Origin of the sequence: Mucilaginibacter sp., assembly GCF_039925265.1 — a bacterium.
Taxonomy (GTDB): domain Bacteria; phylum Bacteroidota; class Bacteroidia; order Sphingobacteriales; family Sphingobacteriaceae; genus Mucilaginibacter.
The window spans coordinates 17,891-40,698 of the sequence record NZ_JBDSZG010000019.1; the positions used below are offsets into that span (position 1 = coordinate 17,891).

General features: G+C 47.8%; 19 protein-coding genes and 1 tRNA gene. 11 read left to right on the forward strand and 9 right to left on the reverse strand.

Annotated features, from left to right (window positions below):
• Window positions 1-8 precede the first annotated feature (8 nt).
• Window positions 9-1,988: a glycoside hydrolase family 97 protein gene (locus tag ABIX36_RS10845; protein ID WP_348082186.1), complete on the forward strand. Its 1,980-nt coding sequence runs from the start codon at window positions 9-11 to the stop codon at window positions 1,986-1,988.
• Window positions 1,989-2,108: 120 nt separating this feature from the next.
• On the opposite strand, the gene ABIX36_RS10850 is transcribed toward ABIX36_RS10845, so the two are convergent.
• From ABIX36_RS10850 to dinB, 3 genes are all read right to left on the reverse strand, one after another.
• Window positions 2,109-3,086, reverse strand: coding sequence for an integrase core domain-containing protein (locus ABIX36_RS10850; protein WP_348082187.1), 978 nt, complete (start codon window positions 3,084-3,086; stop codon window positions 2,109-2,111).
• Between the two features lie 243 nt (window positions 3,087-3,329).
• Window positions 3,330-4,637, reverse strand: coding sequence for an ammonium transporter (locus tag ABIX36_RS10855; RefSeq protein WP_348082188.1), 1,308 nt, complete (start codon window positions 4,635-4,637; stop codon window positions 3,330-3,332).
• Window positions 4,638-5,369: 732 nt separating this feature from the next.
• On the reverse strand, window positions 5,370-6,470 hold the full coding sequence (gene dinB / locus ABIX36_RS10860; RefSeq protein ID WP_348082189.1) for a DNA polymerase IV: 1,101 nt from the start codon (window positions 6,468-6,470) through the stop codon (window positions 5,370-5,372).
• Window positions 6,471-6,542: 72 nt separating this feature from the next.
• On the opposite strand from dinB, the gene ABIX36_RS10865 reads away from it, so the two are divergent.
• Together ABIX36_RS10865 and ABIX36_RS10870 are read left to right on the forward strand one after the other, a co-directional pair.
• Window positions 6,543-7,112 carry a thiamine diphosphokinase gene (locus ABIX36_RS10865; RefSeq protein ID WP_348082190.1) on the forward strand — a complete coding sequence of 190 codons (570 nt, stop codon included), beginning with the start codon at window positions 6,543-6,545 and terminating at the stop codon, window positions 7,110-7,112.
• 229 nt (window positions 7,113-7,341) lie between these two features.
• A complete protein-coding gene (locus tag ABIX36_RS10870) occupies window positions 7,342-8,472 on the forward strand; it encodes a DUF6515 family protein (protein WP_348082191.1) in 1,131 nt (376 codons plus the stop codon).
• 616 nt (window positions 8,473-9,088) lie between these two features.
• Here the strand turns inward: ABIX36_RS10870 and ABIX36_RS10875 are convergent.
• Window positions 9,089-9,547 (reverse strand): hypothetical protein, encoded by a 459-nt coding sequence (locus ABIX36_RS10875; protein ID WP_348082192.1) that lies wholly within the window; start codon window positions 9,545-9,547, stop codon window positions 9,089-9,091.
• 323 nt (window positions 9,548-9,870) lie between these two features.
• Between ABIX36_RS10875 and ABIX36_RS10880 the strand changes: the two genes are divergently transcribed.
• A complete protein-coding gene (locus tag ABIX36_RS10880) occupies window positions 9,871-11,058 on the forward strand; it encodes a class I SAM-dependent rRNA methyltransferase (protein WP_348082193.1) in 1,188 nt (395 codons plus the stop codon).
• 225 nt (window positions 11,059-11,283) lie between these two features.
• Here ABIX36_RS10880 and ABIX36_RS10885 read toward each other — a convergent pair whose 3' ends face one another.
• Both ABIX36_RS10885 and ABIX36_RS10890 read right to left on the reverse strand, forming a co-directional pair.
• On the reverse strand, window positions 11,284-11,760 hold the full coding sequence (locus ABIX36_RS10885; protein ID WP_067188338.1) for an Lrp/AsnC ligand binding domain-containing protein: 477 nt from the start codon (window positions 11,758-11,760) through the stop codon (window positions 11,284-11,286).
• Window positions 11,761-12,386: 626 nt separating this feature from the next.
• Entirely contained in the window at window positions 12,387-12,974 is a 588-nt protein-coding gene (locus ABIX36_RS10890; RefSeq protein ID WP_348082194.1) for a porin family protein, read from the reverse strand.
• A 175-nt stretch (window positions 12,975-13,149) separates the two neighbouring features.
• Here ABIX36_RS10890 and ABIX36_RS10895 point away from each other — a divergent pair, with 175 nt between their 5' ends.
• From ABIX36_RS10895 to ABIX36_RS10905, 3 genes are all read left to right on the forward strand, one after another.
• The gene (locus ABIX36_RS10895; RefSeq protein ID WP_348082195.1) at window positions 13,150-13,365 is read left to right on the forward strand and encodes a hypothetical protein; all 216 of its coding nucleotides are present in this window, start codon (window positions 13,150-13,152) and stop codon (window positions 13,363-13,365) included.
• A gap of 62 nt (window positions 13,366-13,427) precedes the next feature.
• Window positions 13,428-15,170: a S41 family peptidase gene (locus tag ABIX36_RS10900; protein ID WP_348082196.1), complete on the forward strand. Its 1,743-nt coding sequence runs from the start codon at window positions 13,428-13,430 to the stop codon at window positions 15,168-15,170.
• 211 nt (window positions 15,171-15,381) lie between these two features.
• Window positions 15,382-15,918, forward strand: a complete 537-nt coding sequence (locus tag ABIX36_RS10905; protein WP_348082197.1) for a hypothetical protein — start codon at window positions 15,382-15,384, stop codon at window positions 15,916-15,918.
• A gap of 70 nt (window positions 15,919-15,988) precedes the next feature.
• Here the strand turns inward: ABIX36_RS10905 and ABIX36_RS10910 are convergent, their stop codons facing one another.
• From ABIX36_RS10910 to ABIX36_RS10920, 3 genes are all read right to left on the reverse strand, one after another.
• Window positions 15,989-16,603, reverse strand: a complete 615-nt coding sequence (locus ABIX36_RS10910; RefSeq protein ID WP_348082198.1) for a hypothetical protein — start codon at window positions 16,601-16,603, stop codon at window positions 15,989-15,991.
• Window positions 16,604-16,734: 131 nt separating this feature from the next.
• Entirely contained in the window at window positions 16,735-18,435 is a 1,701-nt protein-coding gene (locus tag ABIX36_RS10915) for a sodium/sugar symporter (protein ID WP_348082199.1), read from the reverse strand.
• Between the two features lie 141 nt (window positions 18,436-18,576).
• Window positions 18,577-20,088, reverse strand: coding sequence for an FGGY family carbohydrate kinase (locus ABIX36_RS10920; RefSeq protein ID WP_348082200.1), 1,512 nt, complete (start codon window positions 20,086-20,088; stop codon window positions 18,577-18,579).
• A gap of 177 nt (window positions 20,089-20,265) precedes the next feature.
• On the opposite strand from ABIX36_RS10920, the gene ABIX36_RS10925 reads away from it, so the two are divergent.
• The 4 genes from ABIX36_RS10925 to ABIX36_RS10940 form a co-directional block, all read left to right on the forward strand.
• Window positions 20,266-20,342 (forward strand) — tRNA-Asp (locus tag ABIX36_RS10925).
• 215 nt (window positions 20,343-20,557) lie between these two features.
• Complete coding sequence (locus ABIX36_RS10930) at window positions 20,558-20,767, forward strand: hypothetical protein (RefSeq protein WP_348082201.1); 210 nt, start codon at window positions 20,558-20,560, stop codon at window positions 20,765-20,767.
• 108 nt (window positions 20,768-20,875) lie between these two features.
• On the forward strand, window positions 20,876-21,805 hold the full coding sequence (gene speB / locus ABIX36_RS10935) for an agmatinase (RefSeq protein WP_348082202.1): 930 nt from the start codon (window positions 20,876-20,878) through the stop codon (window positions 21,803-21,805).
• An 8-nt stretch (window positions 21,806-21,813) separates the two neighbouring features.
• A partial coding sequence (locus tag ABIX36_RS10940; protein WP_348082203.1) for a class I SAM-dependent rRNA methyltransferase occupies window positions 21,814-22,808 on the forward strand: 995 nt, incomplete at its 3' end.

A 22,808-nucleotide genomic window follows, 5' to 3' on the forward strand; every position in this document is an offset into this window, starting at 1 on the left:
TTCGCCCCATGAAAACAAGAATATTACTGCTGCTGGCTGCCATACCGTTCTTCGCCACGGCACAAGCGCAAACCAAAACCTACCACATCAAATCGCCGGATGGCAAAATTGATATGATCGTAAATGCGGGCGCAACCATTAACTGGTCGGTAAAATATCAGCAAGCGGATGTTATTATGCCCTCGAATGTGTCGCTGGTGCTCAACAATGGCTCCGTTTTGGGCCTCAATGCTGTAGTAAAAAGTGATAAGACGAGTGATAAGGACGAGTATTTTAATACGCCCATTTACAAGCGGGCAAAGGTGCATGATAACTACAACCAGCTCGTCCTAAAATTCAGTGGCGATTACGGCCTTATCTTTAGGGCCTATAACGATGGCGTAGCCTACCGCTTCACAACCGAATTTAAAGAAACCATCACCCTGAAAGACGAGGAAGCAAACTTTAATTTTGCTACCGATACCAAAGCCTACCTGCCCTTTGTAAATGATTACCGGGCAAAAGATAAATACAATACCTCCTATGAGGCGCATTACGATACGCTAAAGATCTCTACCCTTAAAAAAGATACGCTTGCCTTTTTGCCCGTGCTGGTAAACATAAACGACCAAATAAAAGCCGCCATTTTAGAGGCTGATATTGAAGATTACCCGGGTATGTACCTCATCGGCGGGAAAGGAAACAGCCTGCGTGGCACCTTTGCGCCTTACCCGCTGGAGCAGGCGGCCGGTGGTTATGCCGACATGAACTACGTGGTAAAACGCCGCGCCGAATACATGGCTAAAACCAGCGGCACCCGCCAATACCCATGGCGCGCGATAGTGATCAGTACCGAAGACAAGCAGTTGGCCGATAACGATATGGTGCAAAAACTGGCATCACCATCAAGGCTTACCGACCAAACCTGGATAAAGCCCGGCAAAGTTGCCTGGGACTGGTGGAACGACTGGAACATCACCGGTGTAGATTTTAAGGCGGGCATCAACGTGCCTACCTATAAGTATTATATCGACTTTGCCTCGGCCAAAAAACTGGAGTATATCATTATAGATGAAGGCTGGTCGAAAGATACCGATCTGAACCAGATCTCGCCGGATATCAATATCGAAGAACTGGTTGCTTACGCTAAAGAGAAAAACGTAGGCATCATTTTGTGGGCAAGCTGGTACGCCACCATGCAGCAAACCGATGCCGTTTTTGACAAGTACGAAAAAATGGGGATCAAGGGCTTTAAGATAGATTTTATAGACCGCGACGATCAGTTTGCTGTAAACTCGCTGTACGAAATTGCACAAAAGGCCGCCAACCACCATTTGCTGGTAGATTACCACGGAATGTACAAACCATCGGGCCTGCAGCGCACTTTCCCCAATATTTTAAACTTTGAAGGTGTAAAAGGCTTGGAAAACATGAAATGGGGCGTAAAAGACCAACCCGTTTATGATGTAAGCATCCCCTTCATCCGGATGTTGGCCGGGCCGATGGATTACACACCCGGCGGGATGCGCAACGCGTCGAAAGCCAGTTTCCGACCGGTTAACGGCAACCCTATGACACAGGGAACCCGCGCTCACCAACTGGCTATGTTCACCATATTTGAGGCACCGCTGCAAATGATGGCCGATAACCCAAGCGCTTACAAAAAAGAGCAGGAAAGCACAGATTATATCGCCTCTGTACCCACCACCTTCGACGAAACCGTTGCATTGGATGGTAAAGTCGGCGATTTTGTGAGTATCGCTCGTCGTAAAGGCAGCACCTGGTACGCCGGGGCTATGACCAACTGGGATGAGCGGAAAATTACGATAGACCTTTCCTTTTTAGGCGAAGGCAGCTATAAAGCTGTTTTGTTTAGCGATGGTGTAAATGCCAACCGCAATGGCGAAGATTACGTGCGCAAGGAAGTAACGCTTACCTCAAAAGATAAATTAACCGTAAAACTGGCATCCGGCGGTGGCTGGGCTGCGAAGTTTGAAAAGGTAAATTAAGACCATATAAGTTTTTCATTTAAACAAACGGGCAGAATGCGTAAAGCACTCTGCCCGTTTTGCTATCAACGCCCCGTCATTGCTGTAAGGGTTTAGTATTTCGGTAACAGAATCAGGTATTTATTTTTTGTTGTTTAGGGTGACCATGTCGATAGGTTTTTTGCCATTAATACCCTGGTGGGGTCTTTCCCAGTTATAATAAACGAGGTATTTAAGCAGTTCATCTTCGAGTTCCTCTAAACTATCAAAGTCTGTATCTTCAATCAGGTCATCTTTAAGTGTTCGCCAGAAGCGTTCCACCTTACCGTTTGTTTGCGGTCTGTAAGGCTGCATATAGCGGCGTTTGATGTCGGTTTCTATCAGCATCCGCTCAAAAGGGTGATTTCGTTTGTTTTGGCTGATGGCCGGTCCGAACTCGGGTCCATTATCAGCGATGATCTCCTCGAACTGGATGCCAAACTCCCGTTTAAGTGCCTGCATACAATGCAAAGCAGTGAACATGGTGGTTAACGCAGTAATGTCTTCCATTACCTGTGCCCAGGCCAGGCGGGAATGATCGTCCAATACGCAAAGCAGGTACAGTTTCCTGTTTTGCCCCCTGATCACGCTTTTACTCAGGTGATGACAGTCGATATGTCCTAACTGACCCATACGTTCTTTGATGATCTTTCGCTTTACCTCTTTATCAGCAACAGTTAAACGGTTCTTATTGTACCGCTTCAGGATGTTGTAAACTCCCGAAGGTGATGGTGTAAAGTTATTAGCTTTTCGCTTAAACTGATCGGCGATCTCGAACTTATTACAGCCTCGTTCCCGCAGGTGCAGCACCTGCTGCTCATCACCAGGGTCAGGGCGACGTGTATTGTATTTTGGCCCGCGCTTAGCCGGTAAAAGATCTAACTCATTCCCTGACTGCTTGAATCGATTATAGTACTTTAAAAAGCTTCGGGCATCGGTGTCATGTGCTGCATAGAAATCCTTCGCAAATCTAAACTGAGGGTGTTCGCCCCGTTTCACCTGCTCGTAATGGCCGATTAGAAAACGGTACTTATTCAGATAGTTCCGCTTTAGTGTAAGGTCGTTAGTGTTGATTCGCATAACTCTTAACTTTATTTGTATAAAGCTAATTCTGTTACCGAATTATCTAACCTTTACAATTGCGAGGCACGAAGCAATCTCCTGACTATATATGAACGCTTTGCAATCGCCGACTTGTCCTATCGGGGGAGATTGCTTCGTACCCCAGCAATGACGCTGCGAGAGAGGGTACACAAATCCCCTTAAAACAAAAAAAAGGAGCGCAATTTGCGCCCCTCTTTTATAAACACGTTCGATGTATGGTTATAGCTCTTCGTCGTGCTGGCTCATATCCAGACCAGCGAGTTCGTCGGCTTCAGATACACGCAACTTGCTTATCATATCAGTGATCTTCAACAACAGAAGAGAACCGAAGAAAGCAAATGCCGATACTGATACTAAAGCCACAAGATGTTTAACAAATAAAGCGGTTTCGCCGTATGCCAATCCATCTGCACCTAAGCTGTTAACGCTTTTGGTTGCAAAGATACCGGTCATCAACATACCAACCATACCACCAACACCATGGCAAGGGAAAACATCCAGCGTATCATCGATGTTTGTTTTCGAGCGCCATATAACTACTAAATTACTTACCACAGCGGCAACAATACCCACTATCAATGAGCTTGATACGGTGATGAAACCGGCAGCAGGGGTTACAGCAACCAAACCTACTACAGCACCAATACAAGCACCCATTGCAGATGGTTTTTTGCCTCTCAAAATATCAAAAAATATCCATGACATGGCAGCAGCTGCAGATGCAGTTGTTGTAGTCGCCAATGCAGTAGCAGCAAGCTCACCAGAACCTAATGCAGAACCCGCGTTGAAACCGAACCAGCCAAACCAAAGCAAACCTGTACCTAATATTACGTAGCTGATACGTGCTGGCGTGTGTGCCTCTTCTACAGCGTTACGTTTTTTAAGGTATAATGCCGATGCCAAAGCGGCCCAGCCAGCGCTCATGTGTACAACAGTACCACCTGCAAAATCTAACACGCCGTATTTAAAGAACAGGCCTTCCGGGTGCCAGGTTGCGTGTGCAAGCGGGATGTAAATAACTACAATGAACAGGGTGATGAAAATTAAATAAGAGTTAAAACGGATACGCTCTGCAAATGCGCCGGTAATTAACGCTGGTGTAATAACCGCGAACTTTAACTGGAACATTGCAAAAAGGATAACCGGAATTGTACCACCCAGCCAGGCAACGCCAAGTGTGTTTTGCATCATAAAGAATGATTTGGGGTTACCGATGATACCGTAGCCGCCAACATCCTCGCCAAATGCCATGCTGAAACCAAATACTACCCAGATGATAGTGATAAGGCCCATACAAACAAAACTCTGCAGCATGGTAGAAATAACGTTTTTCTTACGAACCATACCGCCGTAAAAGAAGGCCAGGCCCGGCGTCATTAATAATACAAGTGCGGTTGAGATAAGCAACCAGGCGATGTCGGCACCAACGTAAGTTGTTGCTGGTTTAGCGGCCGCTACGTTCCCGGGGAACATAAAGGCCAGAATAACTACAATGACAAGGATGCCAAATGGTACAATTTTTTTCATTTTGTTGTTGTGATAAGTGATTAAATTAAATAGTCGGGGAGCCCTGGTGGTGGGCGTTAAACAAAAAGTGGAAACAATAACGGCATATTATTCCTATGCTTTACAAACGGCCTGCTGTATGAAGAGGCTTTTTAGCGATGCTGGCTCAGGAATAATTGTAGTTTGTTGCTCCCTTTTTACCCTACCAAAAGGAATGATACGGAAACAGCATCAGTTTAGTTAACCGCTGTACGGTTTGATTATACTGATGGTAATCACTTGTCAGGAAAGAGAACCCTGAAGTTAAAATTGTAGAGGCCTCCTTTTGTATAGACTGGAAGCGAATCTTATGGGTTTGAAAACTGCCTGATCGGTTTTTTAAATAAAGGGCAGCACTAATGTGACGTTTCTCTTGATTGCGTCTGTAATTTGTAAGGGAATCAATAGAGGAGTTTTCTTTTTGTTCGAAAAACGGTAGGGATAATAGAAAAAGAGCCTCGCAGAGCAAGAATAAAGTTAAAATATGTTTATATTTTCTTAGAGGCATAATCTAAAAGTAGAATAATAAAATGAAAATGACAAAATAAATGACAAAAAATTGTTATTTTCTTACAAAGAAGAATTTTTAATGCAAATTTCACTAAAAAAACTACTAAAAAGATATATCATATTGTTAAAATGATACTGTAGCCTGTATTTATCAACAATATTAATAAAAAGGCTTGTTTTGAGATTTTTTTTTGATCGGAATTGTCAAAATAGTTTCAATTGAGTAGGTGTTCCCAAAGGTTTTATTTCTGCAATGTTAAAATTAGATACGGTAATGCCCAAGAGCCTGATCCGGCTGTTTTCTACATCGGTGGTGAGCAATAAGTTTTTGGCGGTATCTATAATGGTTGGCATATCGTCGAAGCAATCGGGGTGGGATTGGCTGCGCGTTATCTGCCGAAAATCGCTGTATTTTATTTTGAGGGTAAGGGTGCGGCCTTTAAGCTGGTATTTTAGCAAACGCTCGTTCACCAGTTTGGCTATCTTCTCCAGTTCGGTGTTCATTTCCTCAAGGGTGGTAAGGTCATAAGCAAAGGTATCCTCGGCCCCCATGGATTTTGTTTCGCGGTGGGGCTGCACTTCACGTTCATCAATTCCCCGCACGATATTATAATAGAAGGCGCCGGCTTTGCCAAAGTGCCGGGTGATCTGTTCCAAGCTAAGCTGTTTCAGGTCGGCGCCGGTAAAAAGGCCCAGCTTCTTCATTTTTTGGGCGGTAACCTTGCCTACGCCGTAAAATTTTTCAACCGGCAGGTTCTCTATAAAGCTTTCGATAGATGAGGGGCCTATAAAAGTTAGCCCGTCGGGCTTTTGCATGTCCGACGCGATCTTCGCCACGAATTTATTTACCGATACCCCCGCGGAGGCGGTAAGGTTCAGTTCCTCTTTGATGGCCTGCTTTATTTCTTTGGCAATATCAATGGCCGAGCCAATGTTCAGTTTATCTTGGGTAACATCAAGGTAAGCCTCATCAAGCGATAGAGGTTCTATCAGATCGGTATAGCGGCTAAAGATCTCGCGGATGTGCTGCGACGCCTCCTTATAAGCTGCAAACCGGGGCCTTACAAATATAGCATGGGGGCAAAGCTGCAATGCCCGTTTAGACGACATGGCCGAGCGGATGCCAAATTTGCGTGCCTCGTAACTGGCGGTAGCCACCACACCGCCGCGCCCCTCGGGCAGGCCGCCAACAACAAGCGGTTTACCCCGCAACTCGGGGTTGTCGCGCTGCTCTACCGACGCGTAGAAAGCATCCATATCAATATGGATAATTTTTCGCCGAGCTGGTGTTCGCTTTTCTTCCACTGTGATGTGCTAACAAATATTAAGCTATTTATTTAAATTATCTTTGTTAAACAACACGGTTTTTATAAAAAAATGTCGTCACACCACATCGTACGCGAAAAGCAGGAACCCGCTTTACTGGCCCTTGGCCTGGACACCTTTGATGCCGAACTTTTGGGCCAGCTGCTGGAATGGAGCCCAACGGTGATCACCACGCCCGCCACTGCCGAACAGATAAACGCCTACGGCATTAAAATAGACCTCATCATTTCCAATACTGTGGAAGCGGAGATGCAATCCGACGTAAAGTTGATAGCAGCAGGTGTGGGGAGCACGGTAGAAGCAGCCTTGAATTATTTAATTGACGCGGGCTATTCGGCCGTAAACATCGTTACCGATGAATTGAACCTGGATGAGTTTCTGTTTTATGCCGATAAAATAAACCTGGTGATATTTTGCCGGGATAAAAAGATCTTCCCGGTAACGTCGGGCTTTAGCAAATGGAAACCGGCAGGGGAGTGGGTTGAGCTGCTTTCTGTATCAACAGATGTAAAAACCGAAGGATTAACAGCCCTGGGCGAAAGTGTTTATAAAACCACCAGCGACGGCTTTTACACGCTACAATTTGATGAGCCTTTTTTGTTTGTAGCTGAGGAGATTTAGCAAGTATAATCCTCGCGGACTATAAAGTAATTCGTTACCATCCTATGGCGCAGGGTCCTCTATCGAGAGACCCTCCGGCGACGCCCGAGGGCAACGCCAAAACAGCTACAAAACAGCCCCTTAATTTTCTTTGAAAAATAATTAAACCCGAATTAAACCGTTGATAATTATCTTAGTCTATACAATACATCGGTTCAAACACCGGTCAATTAAAATCATTCAAAACAAAATGACATATAAAAAATTCCTTTCAGTGGCTTTCGGCGGACTATTGTTCCTGTCTTTAGCTTTACCGGCAGCTGCACAGCGCAGAGGCGGCGGTGGTGGTGGCGGCGGCTTTAGTCGCGGTGGTGGTGGTGGCGGTTCTTCCGGCGGTGGCATCAGCAGAGGCGGCGGTGGCGGCGGTTTCAGTCGTGGCGGTTCTTCTGGTGGAGGTGGCTTTAGCCGTCCGCAGGGGAGCGTTAGTCGCCCATCAGGCGGCGGCGGTTTCAGCAGGCCGAACAGCGTAGGTGTAGCGCCACAACGTGGTGGTGGCTATTCGCAGGGCGGCGGTTTTAGCCGTGGCCCGCGTACCAATTCTGTAGGCGGCTTCAGTCGCCCGCAGGGTAGTTTCAACCGTGGTGGTTTTGGCCGCCCGGGTGGTACTTCTGCATATCGTGGCGGCAATTATGGCCGTGGCACATCTGCATATCGTGGCGGCTCTTACGGCTATCGCGGCGGTACATACCGTGGTGGCGTTTATCGTGGCGGCACCTGGGGCCGTTCTTATGGCCCGCGTTATTTTAACCGGGGCTTTTATAACTACCGTGGTTACTACAACTCTTACTACAGGCCGCGTTTGGGCTTTAGCATAGGCGTGCTGCCATTTGGTTACTACCCGTTCTATTGGGGCGATTACCAATATTACTACAACGACGGGCTTTACTATCGGCAGTATGGCAGCCAATACACCGTGGTTGAACCACCTATAGGTGCAGCCGTAAATTCTTTGCCATCAGGTGCGGAAGCGATCACCATCAATGGTGAGCAGTACTACGAATCGAACGGGGTTTACTACCGTGCGGTAACAAAAGACGACGGTACCGTTGTGTATGAGGTTACCGGTAAAGATGGCGAACTGAATACCGGCGACGCCCAGGACGATCAATCGTACACATCGGCAGATGACGCGCCTTTACAAGTTGGCGACGTGGTTGACCAGTTACCGCAGGATAGCCGCAAAATAAAAGTGAACGGCGAAAAGCTATACGTAGCCCCTGATGGCACCTACTTCCAGGAAGCGCTTGACGAGGATAATAACAAAGTTTACAAAGTAGTAGGCCTGCCAACAGATGAGCAGCCTGCCGACGACCAAAAATAATTCTTAGTACTATGTTTTTTAAAGGGTGCGCCGGATTGCGGGGCACCCTTTTTTGTTTTAGTGAGTTAAATAATGAAGCAGCCAGATTAATGATCAATTATGCTCGCAGTTAGAGCGGCAGGAATATTTTTTACATCTGTTCCACTTTTGAATGTGGCACACTTATTTTTAAAACAATATTGACAATTAGTATTTTACTTTTTTTGTGAAACACTTTGGAACACCCCTGTTGTTTAAGTAACCTTTATAAAATTTTCATTATTAACTAGCTGAGACAGCGAAGAAAGCAGGCTTAAATGGATGCTGAATGCTTTTAAAAACGCAGGTGCAGCTAACTCCAATAAACGCATTATCAATTTTGGCAACAGCATAACCACCCGATAGAATTATGGAGCGCCACGGTTATTCAGCAAAAGATGGAATATACCATAATAACCCCATCGAAGCCGGATTTGTGGAATGGATTACGAATGGCTGCATAGTGGCGCAAGGAATTATTGCGGTGTGAAAGGGTTAGTTAAGGTTGAGGTAGAATGATTTTTGCTACTTGTCGCGCGTTGACCTTGCATGCGGGCCACAAGCCGGGGACGCTCGCGGCAGCGGGGGGTGTGCTACACTACCTCTTTTTTTCTGATAACTCAGGGTACAGTTCTAACAAGGTTGGTTTTACAATTTCAATTTTGGATATCGTAAACTTTTCGACGATCTGCCAAATTTGTTTGATGTTTTCGTCGTTAAACGGTAAATAATTGAGTTCATCAGTTTCATCTATAATTCTGCCGTCAGTTGTGCCCAAAGCCGCATATAAGTGCAATCCCTCGGCAAATTGATTACTCATTGTACTATCATGAGCGTTTACCTGAGCATGTGTTGAAAACACTAATCCAAAATTATCGTCCTCCAAAATTCGTGTCACTATCAATATTTCAAACGTAACCGAAAAACCGCTTTTATTCGGATAAGCGTCTTTAAAATAGCTGATTTTCAATTTTTCCAGCATTTCACTGGGTAATAAAAACAGAATTTGGTCTCCGATATTTTTATAAAGATTATAAACAGATTCTACAATTTCCATGCTATTCTAAAAATTATTTGTTCTTCGGTGGCTTTACTTCGGGTCTTTTTCTTCTCCCACCCGAGCTGAACGCACTATAATCTGCTGCTGCTTGCGTTCCCACTTCTGGGCCGTTTAAAAATAACCACATCGCAATAGCAAATCTAACAGGATTTTATTTAAGTCCCCCCGTTGCCGCAAGCGTCCCCAACTTGTGGCATTTGCAAGGTATTAACTATGCAATAACGAATTGTAAAAGCCAGCCGCAGCGCCTCAAAAAGCCCCTCAAGCCCCCTCTCCATTTTATTCTCCCCACCCTGTGCTATGTTTATTAACTTTGCTGCATGATTGATGTGGTATTAAAAAAGGGGAAAGAAAAAGCGGTGCTGCATAAGCACCCCTGGGTATTTTCCGGCGCGATAGATAAGGTTCAGTGCAAACCGGCAAATGGCGAAATTATCCGTTTGCTGAGCAGTCAGTCGGCTTTTTTGGCTTACGGTTTTTATAACGACCAATCGCGCGTAGCGGTACGTTTGCTGGAGTGGGAGGAGAGCATTGCGGTTGATGCCGAATGGTTCCGCCAGAAGGTGCGTACCTCGGTTGCCGGTCGCGCCCATATTTTGGCCGATGGCGATACGGATACCTGCAGGCTGATCTTCAGCGAATCCGACTACCTGCCTGGACTTATTGTAGATAAATACGCGGGTCACTTGGCCGTACAGGTGCTTACATCGGGCATGCAGAATGCCATGCCGGTTATTATAGAGGAGTTGAACGCGCTGCTTAGTCCGCTAAGTATATTTGATAAAAGTGATGCCACATCCCGGGCGCACGAAGGACTGGAAACTACCAACGCCCTGCTTGCCGGTACCGAACCGCCGGAGCTGGTAATGGTAAAGGAAAATGGCATTACCTACGGCATCAACATCGCCGAAGGGCAAAAATCTGGTTTCTATTGCGATCAGCGCTATAACCGCAAACTGCTGGCCTCCTATGCCAAAGGCAAAAAGGTGCTGGATTGCTTTAGCTATACGGGCGGCTTTACGCTGAACAGCCTGCGGGAAGGCGCGGCATCCGTAACCAGTGTAGACAGTTCTGCCCTGGCTATAGAAACCCTGACCGAAAACATCCGCCTTAACGGGTTTGAGACATCGGCACATAACGCCATCAAATCTGATGTGAACGCGCAGCTCCGCAAATTCCGCGAGGAGGGGGAGAAGTTTGATATCATTGTGCTCGATCCGCCAAAATACGCGCCATCGCGCTCCGCGCTGGATAGGGCCTCCCGTGCTTATAAAGATCTGAACCGCTTGGGCATGCAATTGCTCAACAGCGGCGGCCTGCTGGCCACGTACTCCTGCTCGGGTGCCATGGATATGGAAACCTTTAAACAGGTGCTGGCATGGGCCGCGCTGGATGCCGGCAAGCAGGTGCAGTTCATCTACCAGTTTCACCAGCCCGAAGATCACCCGGTACGGGCGTCGTTCCCGGAGGGTGAATATCTGAAAGGCTTACTTTGCCGGGTATGGTAATGAAAAGAAAAAGATTGTAATGCTGAACGCGGTGAAGCATCTGATCGCCGCTTTGCACGCCGCCGAATAGATGCTTCGCTGCCGCTTAGGATGACAGGTGATGGGCACTCCCAATCTCCGCGCATAAAAAAACACCGGGTAACTGAAGGCTTAACTTCGGTACCCGATGCTTTATTACAATGGCGTTTATGGGCGTGGTTGCCCGGTAAAAAAGCTACGTAAACGTTACTCCAAAGTGATTTGCCTTTTAATGCTTTCCTCTAAAGAAATAAACGTTTCGGTACGCTGAATGCCTTTTACGCTTTGGATCTGCTCATTTAATACCTCGCGCAAATGGTTGGTATCATGGCAAACTATCTTGGCGAAAATGCTCCAGCTGCCGGTAGTGTAATGCAGTTCTACTATCTCCGGCACCATTTTTAGCTGTTTTACAGCTTCGTTATACTGCGACCCCTTCTCCAGGAAGATCCCTAAAAAGGCAGTAACATCATACCCAAGCTTTTGCGGATTCACTTCAAGGCTCGCGCCTTTAATAACTCCCAGCTCCTCCAACTTTTTCATCCGTACGTGGATGGTTCCGCCAGAAACGATCAACTCTTTTGCGATCTCGGTGTATGGAGTGGTCGCATTTTTCATCAAAATCGATAAAATCTGTATATCCAGATTGTCAATTTCTAAATTTTGGGGTTTCCTGTGAGGCATATATTTTAATATCTATATTCAAATACAAGTTTAATTAAAATTAAGGTAAAAATAAAAATATTTTGTTGAAATATTTGCAAGGAATAGCAAAGTAATTTAAATTTGTATCAAGCAAATGAGAATTGCGAATTGTTCTTTAAAAAAATATTGTTGGGTGGTGAAATTTTTGGCAGACACACCTCCTTGTCCCGGTGGCGGAGAATATGGGAAACCCGACGCGGGCTAACCACTCTGTGAAGGTTCGATCCCTTCCCCAACAGCACGCTAAACGCAAGGTTTAGTTTTTATCCTGTAGGATGGTGAAATTTTTGGCAGACACACCTCCTTGTCGCGGTGGCGGAGAATATGGGAAACTCTTAGCAATAAGAATAACCACTCTGTGGAGGTTCGACCCCTTCTCCTACAGCTCTTCTCATAATTTAGGTTTATAATTGGTTAGTAAAAGCCCCTGCCCATCAGGGGCTTTACTTTTTTAAAAGTTTTTTTTTCGCCTATTACTTAAAAGGTTTCCTAATAGTTTATTAATGAGAGTGTTTGTTGAGCGTAACGCCCGGCTCTGTTTTGCCGTTAACAAAAAAATCCCGGCTATTGCTATCCGGGATCTATATTTGTATCGTTACTTTTGCTTAAAAGAATTTAAAGCCAACGCTCAAAGCCCATAAATTTTGGCGCTGACCAAAGTTTTGGTTTATTTTAGTAAGCCCGCCTTCGTAACGGAAATCGGCTGTAATATGCCCCACATCAATACCGGCACCCGCCTGGAAGCCTAATGTGCTTTTTTTGTAATCGCCAAAATCGGTGTAGGCGGAGTTTACCGCGCTGGAGAAATTGTCGTTCTTATCCAGCACATAGCTATAAACCGGGCCGGCCATTATCCTGAAGTTTAAATTATCGCCACCGAAACCTTTACCTATTAATAAAGGCAGGTTTAAAGTGGTAAATTTTACCTTTCCTTCGGTAGTTACCGTGTTGTTATTGGTTTGAAAATCGAATTTACCACCACTGCTGCCCAAATAAAGTTCGGGTTGTAGGTAAAGGCTGGAGCCAAAACGAGCGAATAGCCCTGCCTGGTAACCTGTGGTAGTCGACTCGCTTACATTATCGGTGTTGATCTTAGAGAAATTCACCCCGCCTTTAATCCCCAGCGAAAATTGCGCTTTGGCACTAAAGGCCGCCGCCGCGATGATTGCAATACTTAAAAATAGCTTTTTCATAGTTGTTTGTTTAATGGTGTGCCGCCTTTCGTAATAATTGAACGGAATGCCCGCACACCTTTGTCTGATTAATAATCGGTTTGATGTAGCTTACAGCTAAAAGTTTAACGCTAAGCCGCATATTAAACGTAAGTGGCGCTGTATTTTTTATATTTTTGTTGAAATAATTTGTTTTATGGCAGAGATAACGATCAGCAATAAAGATTGGGAACGTATAAAAATAAAGGTGCAGCGTAAATATAACCACCTTACAGATGAACAGTTGGCGTACATCGAAGGCCAGGAAGATAGCCTGATAACCCGTATTATGCAGCTGGTAAACCGCGACAGGAACTACGTAGTATTCACCCTGAAAAAAGCTTTGGTTAACATTGATAATAACCGTCTTTAAAATCAGTTAATTAGATAAAAGCAGTTTGCTTTTTGTAGCTTTATATTTCAACGGGTTTTAAAATGGGTACTGAGAAAAGGAAGAAGGTAAATTACAGGAAACCAGCTCTTTTTGCTGGCATATTTGTCGTGGCCATTGCGGCCTGGGGGTTTAACGACGACCTTTTTCAGATCACCAAAAACCTGGATGTTTTTGCCTCGGTATATAAGGAGGTAAACATTAACTATGTTGATGACATCAACTCTGCAAAGCTGGTTAAAACCGGTGTGGATGCCATGCTGGAAGGCCTGGACCCTTACACCGAATTTGTACCCGAATCTGAAATTGAAGATTATAAACTGCATTATGTAAGTACACAGTATGGCGGCATTGGAGCCAGCATTTTCCTTCGTGATAACAAAGTTTATATAGCCGATATTTTTACCGGTTTCCCGGCGCAAAAGGCAGATATACGCCAGGGCGATCAACTGGTGAAAATAAATGATATCGACCTCACTGCGAAAACCAACGATCAGGTAAGCCAATTACTAAAAGGCTCTAAAGGAGCTACCATACGCTTGTTAATTAAGCGTGGCAGCGAACCCGTTGTAGAAAAGAACTTGATACGTGACGAGATCAGGCAGCCTAATGTTGTTTACTCGGGCATGGTTGATGGCAATATGGGTTACATCAAGCTCAATAAATTCCTCGAAAACTCTGCCGATGAGGTAAGCACCGCGCTTGCTGCCATAAAAAAGAATAACCCCAACGGTATCATACTCGATCTTCGCTCCAACGGGGGAGGCATCTTACAGGAAGCTGTAAAAATTGTAAACCTGTTTGTTGCTAAGGATATTACCGTGGTATCGCAAAAGGGTAAAGTAAAAGAAAAGAATTTTACCTATAATACCGTGGCAACGCCTATGGAGCCAAATTTGCCATTGGTTGTATTAGTGAACAGCCGCTCGGCCTCGGCATCAGAAATTGTAGCGGGGGCTTTGCAGGACCTTGACCGCGCCATTATTATTGGCCAGCGCAGCTATGGTAAGGGATTGGTGCAGCAAACGTTTAACCTGCCTTACAACAGCCTTGTTAAAATTACCATTGCCAAGTACTTTGTACCATCGGGCCGATGTGTACAGGCTTTAGATTACGCGCACCGTAAAGATGATGGCAGCGTAATAAAGGTTGCCGATTCGTTGATGCATGAATTTAAAACAAAAAATGGCCGCTCGGTTTATGATGGCAGCGGTGTTTACCCCGATATTTTTGTAAAACAGGAGCGGTTTGCCAACATTACCCAAACACTGGTAAGCAAGCTGTTGATATTTGATTACGCCACCCAGTACCGCACAGCCCACCCGCAAATAGGCGACCCGCGCGCGTTTGTATTAAAAGACGCGGAGTACGCTGATTTTACAAAATACTTGGCGGGGAAAAACTATAGCTACAGCACTTTTTCTGAAAAGATCCTTGATCAGTTAAAAACCGAGACGACAAAAGAAAAGCAGTTCCCGGAGATACAGGCGGAGTACGATGTGCTGAAAGCTAAAATGGCCGCCAGCAAAAAGAACGATCTGCAGCTGCATAAAGAAGAAATAAAGCAGGTGCTGGAAAACGAGATAGCTTCCCGCTATTTTTATGAAAAGGGCCGCTATGAGGCAAACTTTAAGTACGACAAAGAATTAGCCCAGGCCGTAAGAACCATGCAGGATAAGATGCAGCTTGCGTCCATCCTGAAAGGTGAGGGCAGCTTTAAAGTAATCGGCAAGCCGGTATTGGCCATGGCCGCAAAGAATGACGATAAAGACGATAGTGAGGATTAGATTAGAAGCAAGACATAGGAGGCAAGAATCGAGAGCCGCCCTCTTCCGTTGCATACCTATTAATTCGCTATAAAATAGTTTTTTATCTTGTTTCCTGATTCTTACTGTCCCTTTTCGGCCCTTGTAACAACCCCGTTATAAAGCCTCCAATACCCGTTTCCGGTTAAACCAAGGTCTCTGTTTGCATGTCATACCTGCAAAACATACAAACATGAAAAAGATAATTTTAACAACCGCAATATTCCTTAGCGCCCTTTCATTCCAGGTTGCTAAGGCACAAATAAGTTTTAATATAAACATTGGCAGCCAGCCAGAGTGGGGGCCGGTGGGTTACGATCATGCAGATTATTACTACATGCCCGATATCGACAGCTACTACGATATCCCCGCCCATCAGTATGTATATTATGAGAACAATAACTGGGTACACAGGGCTTCGTTACCCGCCAGGTACAACAATTACAACGTGTACAATGGCTACAAAGTAGTAGTGAACGAACGTACCCCGTGGGTGCGTAACAATGTATACCGCGCTAAATACTCGGGCTACAGGGGCCGTACCAGCCAGCCGATGATCCGCGACAGCCGCGATAACAAATATCGTAACCATTGGGTAGCCGACCGCCGCGAGGTACGCGATGACCGTAAAGAACTGCGGAACGATCGTAAAGAGATCCGTAACGACAAAAAAGAGGTCCGCAAGGATATCAGGAAGTCTAACCACGATAACCGTAGCCACGGGCACTGATAGTTTTAACAGGTAATTTATACAGAAGGGCATTACGGAAACGTAATGCCCTTTTTGTTGTTAAATGGGTTTATTTATATTCCAATATCCCTTTTGCCAGCGATTTCCATTGCGGGAAAGATAAGCCTTCGCGCGCGGCAAGTGCAATAATGGTATTGCGCACGGTATCATAAAGATTGGTGCTGGTGTTTGGCGTTTCGTTACGGCCATGCACGGCAACGCTTACGTTGTTTTTATACCGCTCAACAATAAATGTACTGGTAGATCTATGGTCGTAAAAATGTGCTATAGATGCATCGTTATGATGTCTTGGATTGGCAATGGGCCTAACTGTCATGGTGAGGTATTCACTTTCCGCGTTTGCATCCTCCAACAGATCCATAGCCTCAATACGCACCCACTCTTTGCCATCGCCGGCTAAAGGCCCGGGGGCAGGGAGGTTAATATAGAAAAGATCTCCCTTTTCGGCCATTTTGTAAAGCTCCTTACCCTGTGCATCTGTAATAGCAAACCTGGCCGAGCCAAAGCCGCTGAACTGGTGCCACATGGAAATATCCTTCAGCCTATCCTTAGCCAGCAGGAATAAATGGTGCGCTTGCTCCAGCGTTGGGCAATCCACTATATGTATGGTGTCGGTTTTTTCGCCCTCTACCTGCTGCGGGATGTTTTCGTAAGCGTTTGGCATGTTTAAATGGGTTGTAGCAGTTAAACATAGATGCCATTAATTGTGTTTTAGTGCAGGTAAATAATATGTTAAAACATAAAAAAGGCGGCCTGTAAACAAGCCGCCTTTGCATATTTTAAAACGAGTTTCTGTTACCAGAAGAACGAGTAGAGCGCAACAATTATGCCGCCTATAATTAAAGCACCGGCAGTAAATGCGCGATTCGTTTTAAACATAGATGAATCTATCTCGAGGCCGTTTGCTTTTACGCCTTTAGCCGCGTCAATTTTTGAGATAACATACATGCCAGCAACACATAAAAGGAATACAAAACCCATTCTGTCAATAAAAGGAATTTCATACAAGTAAGTTACTTTGTCATCTTGTAAAGCTAATTTTGAGAAGCCAAAAGGTGACAGAAACTCCAAATTAGCAAAACGAGGCAATAACTTAAAGAATACCGAGAACGCAAAACCGCCGATAGTTGCAAATAAAGCCGCGTTCGAGGTCGCCTTTTTCCAGAAGAAGCCTAAAATAAACATGGCAAATATACCAGGCGATACAAAGCCTGTATACTCCTGGATGTACTGGAAGCCCTGCTTGCCTTCGCCCATCAGGCGCTCACCAATAACCAGCGACATGATCACGCCTAATGCCATGGCTACCACTACCGACCATTTACCTAACACTACCAGCTTTTTATCGGTTGCTTCCGGGTTGATAGCTTTTTTGTAAATATCCAATGTGAAAATGGTAGCTATACTGTTTGCTTTGCCCGCTAAAGAAGCTACAATAGCCGCTGTAAGTGCTGCAAATGATAAGCCTTTCAATCCGGTTGGCAATAAGTTTAAAAGCGATGGATAGGCTTTATTTACATCGGTAACGCCCGATGAACTCATCATCTCCTGATGGAACATGCCTTTTTGATAAAGCAGGTAAGCTGCGATACCCGGTAATACTACTATTATCGGCATTAATAATTTCAAGAAAGCCGCGAACAGGATACCAGCGCGTGCTGTTTTCAGGTTTGCACCCAAAGCGCGTTGGGTGATGTATTGGTTACAGCCCCAGTAGTTAAGATTCACTATCCACATACCGCCTATGAGTACCGATAAGCCTGGCAGATCCATATAGTTAGCGTTATCTTTCTTAAATATCATATGGAAGTGGTCGCTTGCTTCGCTGCGCATAATGTTAAGGCCGTTCCACATGCCGGTAGTACCCGATACTTCGCTGATCTTATTAAGCGCCAAATAGGTAGCAACTAAGCCACCCAATATCAAAACAAACACCTGGATAACGTCTGTATAGCCGATAACCTTCATGCCGCCCAAGGTGATGATAACCGCAAATACGGCAAGCAATGAGATACACAGGGTAACATCGAGTCCTGATATCCCCGATATAGCTAATGCGCCAAGGTAAAGGATAGACATTAGGTTAACAATGATGTAAAGTAACAGCCAGAAAATGGCCATTACCATGGCTACCGTGCCGTTATACCGCTGATGCAGGAACTGCGGCATGGTGAAGATCTTATTTTTAAGATAAATGGGAATAAAGAATACCGCTACGATAACAAGGGTTGCTGCTGCCATCCACTCGTAAGTAGAGATAGCCAATCCCATTTTAAAAGCCGAGCCGCTGGTGCCGATGAATTGCTCGGCAGAGATATTTGATGCGATTAGCGAAGCGCCGATAGCCCACCAGGTAAGCGACCCTTCAGCTAAAAAATAATCTTTTGAGGTGGCGTCCGCGTTGTGCTTGCGGCGGTATATCCAGTAACCATAGCTCGATACGATTACAAAGTAGATGAAAAAAACGATGTAATCGCCAGTGGAAAGGGTCTTCATTTATCTGCTCAGTTTAAATTATAGTGTTTTATTAATTGGCGGGCTAATAATACGCTATAAAATCGGTTAATCAAACTTTGAGATGGTGTTGTTACCAATTCCTATTAAACTTGCCGCTATGCTTTAATATTTTGCTAATAATTAAGAATGGACAGGCTTTGCTTCAATTTGCGCCAGGTGTTCGTCCAGCACTTCCTTCCAGCTTTGATACACTTCTTCAAAAGCTGCTGTATCGGCTGGTTTCGGTTCAACATAAGCTACCGCTTTGATATTGCTGAACGCTTCGGCTGCTGATGCGAAGATCTCCGCACCAATGCCGGCACCTATTGCCGCCCCAATGCTGCCATCGTTGTTATACAGTTCTACAGGCACCCCGGTAGCGTTTACAAAAGCTTCCGTAAAAACATCGCTCAGGAACATGTTTGAGCGGCCCGCGCGGATCACGGTAGGGTCCATGCCGTTCTCCCTCATAATATCCAACCCATAGCGGAAAGCACAAGCGATGCCTTCCTGTGCTGCGCGGTACACATGCGCCGGCGTATGCAGGTTCAGATCGATATGGTGAATATGGGCGCCAACCTGTTTATTGTTCAGCATCCGCTCGGCCCCGTTACCAAAAGGTAAAATTCTGAGTCCGTCGCTGCCCAGAGGAGCTGCGGCGGCCAGTGTATTTACCTCGCTGTAGCTCAGGGGAGCTGCAAAGGTATTTTTTACCCAGCGATACAGGCTGCCGGTACCGTTTATACAAAGCAAAACACCAAGGCGTTTACGTTCGTTGGTGTAATTCACATGGGCAAAAGTATTCACGCGCGATTGCGGGTCATAGGCCAATTGGTCGCTCACGCCGTAGATAACACCAGATGTGCCTGCCGTAGCAGCTACCTCGCCGGGTTTAAGTACGTTCAGGGATAGGGCGTTATTCGGTTGATCGCCCGCTTTATAGGTTACGGGGATGCCGGTATTCAGCTGCAGCGCGGCGGCAACATCTGTAGTTACGCGGCCGTGTGACGAAAACACGGGTTTAACAACGGGGAACAACCCATCGTTGAACCCAAAATACTCTATAATGTCTTTTGAGAGCCCATTGAACTGGAAATCGAAGAAGATCCCTTCGGACATAGCCGACGCCGATGTGGTGATCTCGCCGGTAAGTTTCATGGCTATGTAGTCGCCGGGCAGCATTATTTTATCTACCTGGTCGTAGATCTCCGGTTCGTTTTGTTTTACCCAGGCCAGTTTTGATGCCGTAAAGTTGCCGGGAGAATTGAGCATATGCGATAAACAGGTTTCGTGCCCGATATCTTCAAAGGCTTTATCGCCAATTTCTACCGCGCGGCTGTCGCACCAAATAATGCTGTTACGCAGTACATGATGGTCTTTATCCACCAAAACAAGCCCATGCATTTGGTAAGCTATCCCTATAGCGGCAATATCTTTTGGATTGTAGCCACCTTTTTTATGGCAAAGCGAAATAGCCTGCCCGGTTTGCTGCCACCACATATCCGGCGATTGTTCTGCCCAGCCCGTTTTTAACGCAATGATGGGCGATTCGTGTTCGGGATACTGCGCGGATGCGATAACCGACTGTGTTACAGAGTCAACAACACTTGCTTTTACAGACGAGGTACCAATATCAATGCCTAATAAGAGCATGTTATTTAACTTTAATATTAGCGGACAGGTAAAAATTGGGATAACTACACGAATTTAAATTATTTTTTGAATTTGAATGTATTTCGCTGTGAATTAGGCGATAAAACTTGTTATCAGATAATTTTTTAAAAAGGACTTGTGTAAAACAAAAAGAGGCGTATATTTGCAGTCCCAAACGGAGTGGTAGTTCAGCTGGTTAGAATGCCTGCCTGTCACGCAGGAGGTCGCGGGTTCGAGTCCCGTCAACCCCGCCATTTTTCTCTTCTCGCCGCGCGGCGCTGTGCCACAATTCGCCTCGCGGCGATTGCATTTTCGGGCAGTTTTCGCTCGATCCAGGCCGTGAGGTTAAAAAAGTTGACCCATCGGGTCGGCTCGATATACTGCCGGCCGGTTTCGCGATTTTCCTCACGGTGGTACCGTCAAGAAGGCGCCCGACGCGGGTCGGGCCCACCACAGGCAAGGGTGCGACATGGAATTCCTCGGCATCGCCCAAGACCAAAGCGCTCTCCCCACGACTTTGAAGTTCAACGGGGAGGACGAAGAGTTCATCGACGACCTCGATGAGGAAGAAGAAGACGACGATCTCGACCTCGACGAAGAGGACGACGACGAAGATGACGACGACGACGATGTCGACTTCGACGACGATGACGCGGAAGTGGAAACCGACGAAGAGTAGTCTCCACTCGGGCGAAACGCGCGAGCGTCCGCCAGCCGAACATCGGCGCGGGGAGAGTGCTCCCCGCGCCGTTGTCGTTCTGGAGCCGAGCAGGAAGGAGGAGAACCGATGACCCAGAAGCTTTCGACCAACCGCCCACCGCACACGGTCGACTTCGCGTATGGCGGACTCGATGAGAGCCTGACCAACCTCGAGCGGGCGCACGCGGTGATCCTGCCGGTGCCCTACGACGGCACCATGTCGTACATGAGCGGCGCCCGACTCGGGCCGCGCGCGATCATCACGGCGTCGCAGTCGATGGAGCTGTACGACGAGGAACTGGGCGCGTTCTACGAAGCCGGCATCCACACGCTCCCGGATCTCGAGGTGGTGGCGGATCCCAAGGCGATGGTCGACCGGGTCGCCGACGCGGTGACCTGGGGCCTCGACCAGGACAAGATGATGATCACGCTCGGCGGCGAGCACTCGATCACGTCGGGCCCGGTGCGCGCCTACGCCAAAAAGTACCCCAAGCTCTCAGTGCTCCAGTTCGACGCCCACGGCGACCTGAGGAACGAGTTCCACGGCACGCCCTACAGCCACGCCTGCGTCATGCGGCGCGTGCGCGAGATGGTGCCGGCCGTCCAGGTCGGCATCCGCTCGATCTCCGAGGAGGAGGCCGAGCTCATCGCCGAGAAGAAGTGGCCGGTGGTCAGCGCGCGGCGCACGCGCGCCATGAAGGGCAACTACGCGCCCATCGTCGACGCCCTCTCGGAGGACGTGTACATCACCGTCGACCTCGACTGCTTCGACCCGGCGACAGTTCCCGGCGTGGGCACGCCCGAGCCCGGCGGACTCGACTGGTACGAGCTGACCGACATCGTGGCCCAGGTCGCGCAGAAGAAGCGCATCGTCGGCTTCGACATCATGGAGCTGATGCCGCTTGGCGGGCAGATAAGGAGCGACTTCCTGGCGTCGCGCCTGCTCTATCGCATCTGGGGCTGGTCGCTGGTCTCCCAGGGCAAGCTCAAGCCGCCCGACCCGAACCGGCCGCTCTAGGCACGGCCGTGTCGACCCTCACCACGACCCACCCGGTATTGAGGCTCAAGAAGAACCAGGATCGCCGCGTGCGCGCGGGGCATCCGTGGATCTTCTCGAACGAGATCGACGCCGTCGAGGGCGAGCCGCCCGACGGCGCGATCGTCGACGTGGTGGATTCGCGCGGCGCCTATCTGGGCCGCGGCTATGTCAATCGCCACTCGCTGATCGCGGTGCGCCTCCTGACCCGGAGCCGCGACGAGATCGACGCCGCGTTCTTCCACAAGCGGATCGCTCGCGCGGCGGCCTACCGGGATGAGCTCTTTCCCGGCGCGAGCTCCTACCGCCTGATCTCGAGCGAGGGTGACTTCCTGCCCGGCCTGACGGTCGACCGCTTCAACGACGTGTTGTCGGTCCAGATCACGACGCTCGGCATGGAGCAGCGCAGGGACCTCGTCAAGGCGGCGCTGATCGAGCAGCTCGCGCCGCGCGCCATCGTTCTGCGCAACGACGTCGCGCTGCGAAAGCTCGCGGGCCTGCCGCTCGAGACGCTGGTCTGGCACGGCGCATACGAGCCGCCGGTCACGGTCGACGTCGAGGGCCTGTCCTATCACGTCGATCCCATGGGTGGCCAGAAGACCGGCTTCTTCCTCGACCAGCGCATCAACCGCCGCCTGCTGGCGGGCCGAGTCGCGGGCGCGCGCGTGCTCGACCTGTTTGCCTATTCCGGCGCGTGGGGCATCGAGGCGCTGCGCCACGGCGCCGAGAGCGTGCTGTTCGTCGACGGCTCCGAGCCCGCGCTCGCGATCGCGCGCGAAAACGCCGAGCTCAACGGCATGAGCGAACGCGCGCAGTTCCACGTCGAGGACGTGTTCGACGCGCTGCCGCGCATGGCCGGCGCGCGCGAGCGCTACGACGCGGTCGTGCTCGACCCGCCCGCGCTAGTCAAGAGCCGCGCTCGCATGGCCGAGGGCCTCAAGGGCTATCGCGAACTCAACCGCCGCGCCATGAGCCTCCTGCCCGA